Here is a 4,687-nt window from a genome sequence, read left to right as displayed (position 1 = left end):
CTGGTGACGGGCCCGCTGACCGCATCGGATCGCGCCCGCCGCCGGCTGACGGGCGCGCGCGCCTGCGCCAAACGGCTGGGCCTGGACGCCATCCAGCACATCTCCATGAGTTCGCACACGGGCAGCGACCTGGACGCATTGAAGACTGCGCTGCGCGGCAAGCAGGCGCCCACCGCCTTGTTCTGTTCCAACGACCTGCTGGCCACCGCCGTCATCGCGGACCTGGTAGGCCTGGGCCTGTCCGTGCCCGCTGACATCTCGGTTTGCGGATTCGACGGCATGCGTTTCGGCGCCTTGCTGACGCCGCCCCTGACCACCGTGGCCCAGCCCAGCGACGGCATCGGCGAAACCGCGTGCTCGAATCTGCTGGCGCAGATCCAGGGCCGGCCGCCACATTCGGACCGCCTGCCGCACTGCATCGTGGTCGGCGGCACCGCCGCGCCGGTGCGCCGCTAAGGCCTCTCCCCACAACAACTCTTCATCTGTACACGCGTCATGCTCATCGCACAAATCACCGACCTGCACATGCGCACCCCGGGCGACAAAGCCTACGGCATCATTGATCCGGCGGCTTTCCTGGCCCCCGCGGTGCGCGCTCTCAACGCGCTGACCCCGCGCCCCGATTGCGTGCTGATCACCGGCGACCTGACGGACCTGGGCCGTCCACACGAATACCAGGTGCTGCGCGAACATCTGCAGGCGCTGGAGATTCCCTATTTCCTGCTACCCGGCAACCACGACGACCGCGCCCAGCTGCGCGCGGCCTTCCCGGACCACGGCTATCTGCAAGGCGAGGGTCCGTTCATCCAGTACGCCATCGAGACCTATCCGCTGCGTATGCTGGCGCTGGACACGGTGGTACCCATGAAGAGCCACGGCGAACTCTGCCAGGACCGCCTGGACTGGCTGGCCGCGCGCCTGGCCGAACAGCCCGAGCGGCCCACGCTGGTCCTGATGCACCATCCGCCTTTCCTGACCGGCATCGAACACATGGACGCCATCGGTCTGCTGGCCGGCGCGCCCGAACTCGAACGCATCGTGGCGCGCTTTCCCAACGTGGAGCGCGTGCTTTGCGGCCACCTGCACCGCACGATCTTCCAGCGTTTCGGCGGCACCGTCGCCTCCACCTGTCCCGGCACCGCGCACCAGCTCGCGCTGGAGCTGGGGCCGCGCCCGACGCTGCAATACATCATGGAACCGCCGGGCTACCAGCTGCATTGGTGGCAAGGGAAAAATCTGGTCACGCACCATGCGGTCATCGGGGAATACCCCGGACCGTACCCGTTCGCCTGAGGCCGAAGCTAGACTACGAAAGTTTGTCCTGCCATACATCCGTCATGTTTGCGCTGCACAATGAAAAGGTTTTCATAACAGGCAACAATGCGGATCTAACTATTAGATCTTCGAGACAGCATGTCATCCATCGTCCTGGATAACCTCACCAAACAGTACGGCAACGCCGCTGCGATCCATGGAGTGAGCTTTACGGTCCCTGCCGGCAGCTTCACGGTCCTGCTGGGTCCGTCCGGCTGCGGCAAGTCCACCACTCTGCGCATGATTGCTGGCCTGGACACGCCCACCTCGGGCGCCATCCACATCGGCGACCGCGACGTCACCCAGCTGCCGCCCGCCAAGCGCCGGATTTCTATGGTGTTCCAGTCGTACGCGCTGTTTCCGCACCTGTCGGTGCGCGAGAACATCCTGTTCGGCCTCAAGGTGCGCAAGGAGCCGGCCCGCGACTACGACCGCCGCCTGCAACGCGTGGCCAACCTGCTGGGCCTGAGCCATCTGCTGGACCGCAAGCCTTCGCAATTGTCGGGCGGGCAACAGCAGCGCGTGGCGCTGGGCCGCGCCGTGATTTCCGAAGCCCCGGTCTGCCTGATGGACGAACCGCTGTCCAACCTGGACGCGCAGCTGCGCCATGAAATGCGCCGCGAGATCCGCGCCCTGCAACAGGACCTGGGCATCACCATGGTCTACGTGACGCACGATCAGACCGAAGCCATGAGCATGGCCGACCAGGTGGTACTGCTGCGCGGCGGCAAGATTGAACAGCACGACACGCCCGACGCCCTGTATGCGCGGCCCGCGACCGAATTCGCGGCACGCTTCATCGGCACGCCGCCCATGAACCTGATCGGCCTGACGTCTCTGCAAGGCGCTACTGTCATCGCCGGCACGCATGGCCCGGCCATTGCTGGCGCGCCCGCGGGCGCCGTGAAGCTCGGCGTACGGCCGGAGCACATCCGCATCGATGCCGACGGCATTGGGGCCAAGGTGGAAAGCGTGGAGTACTTCGGCGCGGACTCCATCGTGGTCTGCCGCGTGGGCGACACCAGCGGCGTGGCCGTGCGCGTGGGCGGCCATCTGCGCGCCAGCGCGGGCGAAACACTGGGCCTGTCCTGGCAGGACGGCCAGCAGCACTTCTTTGCCGCCGATTCGGCGGTCATCAACTCCGCCGGCCGCTAGGGCCCGTACACAGGAAAGGAAAACAACATGCGTCGCATCGTACTGAAAACCCTGGCCGCCAGCCTGGCCGCCGCCTGCCTGTCGCTGCCTGCGCAGGCGCAGAACAAGCCCGTCGAGGTGGAGTTCTATTACCCCGTCGCGGTCGGCGGCCCGATCACCAAGATCGTCGACGACATGGTGGCCGATTTCCAGAAGGAGAATCCGGACATCAAGATCAAGCCGATCTATGCCGGCTCCTATCAGGACTCGATCGCCAAGGCGCTGACCGCGCTCAAGGGCGGCACGCCGCCGCAGCTGGCGGTGCTGCTGTCCACCGACATGTTCACGCTGATCGACGAGGACGCCATCGTTCCGATCGACAGCCTGGCCAAGAGCGACGCCGACAAGAAGTGGCTGGGCGGCTTCTATGACGCCTTCATGCAGAACAGCCGCAGCGGCGGCCATACCTGGGGCGTGCCGTTCCAGCGTTCGACCATCGTCATGTACTACAACAAGGACCTGTTCAAGGCTGCCGGGCTGGATCCCGAGCGCGCGCCGGCGACCTGGGCCGAACTGGTCGAGTACGGCAAGAAGCTGACCAAGCAGGACGCCTCCGGCAACACCACGCAGTGGGGCATCGAGATCCCTTCGGGCGGCGCCTTCGCCTACTGGCTGTTCCAGGCCCTGACCACGCCCAACGGCGCGATCCTGATGAACGAGGCCGGCAACGAGGTCTACCTGGACAAGCCGGCCGTGGTGGAAGCCGCGCAATACTGGCGCGACCTGTCGGCCAAGCACAAGATCATGCCGACCGGCACGATCGATTGGGGCACCACGCCCAAGGACTTCCTGGAAAAGAAGGCCGCCATCGTCTGGACCACGACCGGCAACCTGACCAACATCCGCAAGAACGCCGACTTCCCGTTCGGCGTGGCCATGATGCCGCAGCAAAAGCGCGGCGGCAGCCCCACCGGCGGCGGCAACTTCTACATCTTCAAGAGCGGCACGCCGGCGCAGCAGCAAGCCGCGCTGAAGTTCGCGCAATGGGTCACCACGCCCGAGCGCGCCGCCGACTGGAGCATCGCCACGGGTTACGTGGCCGTGACCCCGGCCGCCTGGCAGACCGAAAAGATGAAGAAGTACGCGCAGGAAGTGCCGGCCGCCGCGGTCGCGCGCGACCAGCTGGAAGTCAGCGTGGCGGAGTTCTCCACGCACGAGAACCAGCGCGTCACCAAGACCCTGAACGACGCCCTGCAAGCCGCCCTGACCGGTTCCAAGACGCCGCAGCAGGCCCTGACCGACGCGCAACGCGAGGCCGACCGCATACTGCGTCCCTACAAGTAATCCGACAAGCACGATGAGCCGCTCTTTAAACGCGCTTTATGGCTGGCTGCTCTTGCTGCCAGCCATCGTGCTGCTCGCCGCCTTCACGCATTACCCGGCGGTGGCGACGCTATGGCACAGCTTTTTCTCCACCCCCAAGGGCGCGCGCCCCGCGCGCTTCGTGGGGCTGGACAACTACGCCGTCATGCGCGACGACCCGGTGTTCTGGCAGTCGCTGTGGAACAACCTGTGGTTTGCGCTGGGCACCATTCCCACCTCCATCGGCATCGCGCTGATCATGGCGCTGTGGGTCAACCGCAACCTGAGCGGGCGCGGTTTCCTGCGCATGGCCTATTTCACGCCCACGGTACTGCCCATGGTGGCGGTGGCCAATATCTGGCTGTTCTTCTACACGCCGCAGTACGGCCTGATCGCGCAGGTGATGCAGCTGTTCGGCTCGCCTGGCCCCAACTGGCTGGGCAACCGCGAGACCGCGCTGCCCGCGCTGATGCTGGTGACGGTCTGGAAAGAATCCGGCTTCTTCATGATCTTCTACCTGGCCGCCCTGCAAACGGTATCACCGTCGCTGCGCGAGGCCGCGATGCTGGAAGGCGCGTCGCGCTGGCAGTATTTCCGCCGCATCCTGTGGCCGCTGCTGATGCCTACCACGCTCTTCGTGCTGATCAACGCCCTGATCAACGCGTTCCGGCTGGTGGACCACGTGGTGGTCATGACGCGCGGCGGGCCGGATAACGCCAGCACGCTGCTGCTGTACTACATCTACCAGGTGGGTTTCAGTTTCTGGGACACGGCTTACGCCGCCACGCTGACCGTCGTGTTGCTGGTGGTGCTGGCGCTGACCGCGCTGATCAAGTTCCGCTGGCTGGACCGCAGGACGCACTATCAATGAAAGACA

Annotated in this window: 5 protein-coding genes; all 5 read left to right on the top strand. The window is 65.5% G+C overall.

Going from position 1 to position 4,687, the window contains the following annotated elements:
• The coding region (locus VIR09_RS20735; RefSeq protein WP_332014561.1) for a substrate-binding domain-containing protein at window positions 1–456 on the top strand (456 nt) is incomplete at its 5' end.
• 39 nt (window positions 457–495) lie between these two features.
• The gene (locus tag VIR09_RS20730; protein WP_332014560.1) at window positions 496–1,293 is read left to right on the top strand and encodes a phosphodiesterase; all 798 of its coding nucleotides are present in this window, start codon (window positions 496–498) and stop codon (window positions 1,291–1,293) included.
• A 120-nt stretch (window positions 1,294–1,413) separates the two neighbouring features.
• A complete protein-coding gene (locus VIR09_RS20725) occupies window positions 1,414–2,469 on the top strand; it encodes an ABC transporter ATP-binding protein (protein WP_332014559.1) in 1,056 nt (351 codons plus the stop codon).
• A 27-nt stretch (window positions 2,470–2,496) separates the two neighbouring features.
• On the top strand, window positions 2,497–3,792 hold the full coding sequence (locus VIR09_RS20720) for an ABC transporter substrate-binding protein (RefSeq protein WP_332014558.1): 1,296 nt from the start codon (window positions 2,497–2,499) through the stop codon (window positions 3,790–3,792).
• A 13-nt stretch (window positions 3,793–3,805) separates the two neighbouring features.
• Entirely contained in the window at window positions 3,806–4,681 is an 876-nt protein-coding gene (locus VIR09_RS20715) for a sugar ABC transporter permease (RefSeq protein WP_332014557.1), read from the top strand.
• Window positions 4,682–4,687 lie beyond the last annotated feature (6 nt).

The sequence above is a fragment of the Achromobacter sp. genome (assembly GCF_036567245.1).
GTDB lineage: Bacteria > Pseudomonadota > Gammaproteobacteria > Burkholderiales > Burkholderiaceae_B > Achromobacter.
The sequence above is the reverse complement of the archived record's forward strand: the minus strand, read 5'-3'. Positions and strand labels throughout refer to the sequence as shown.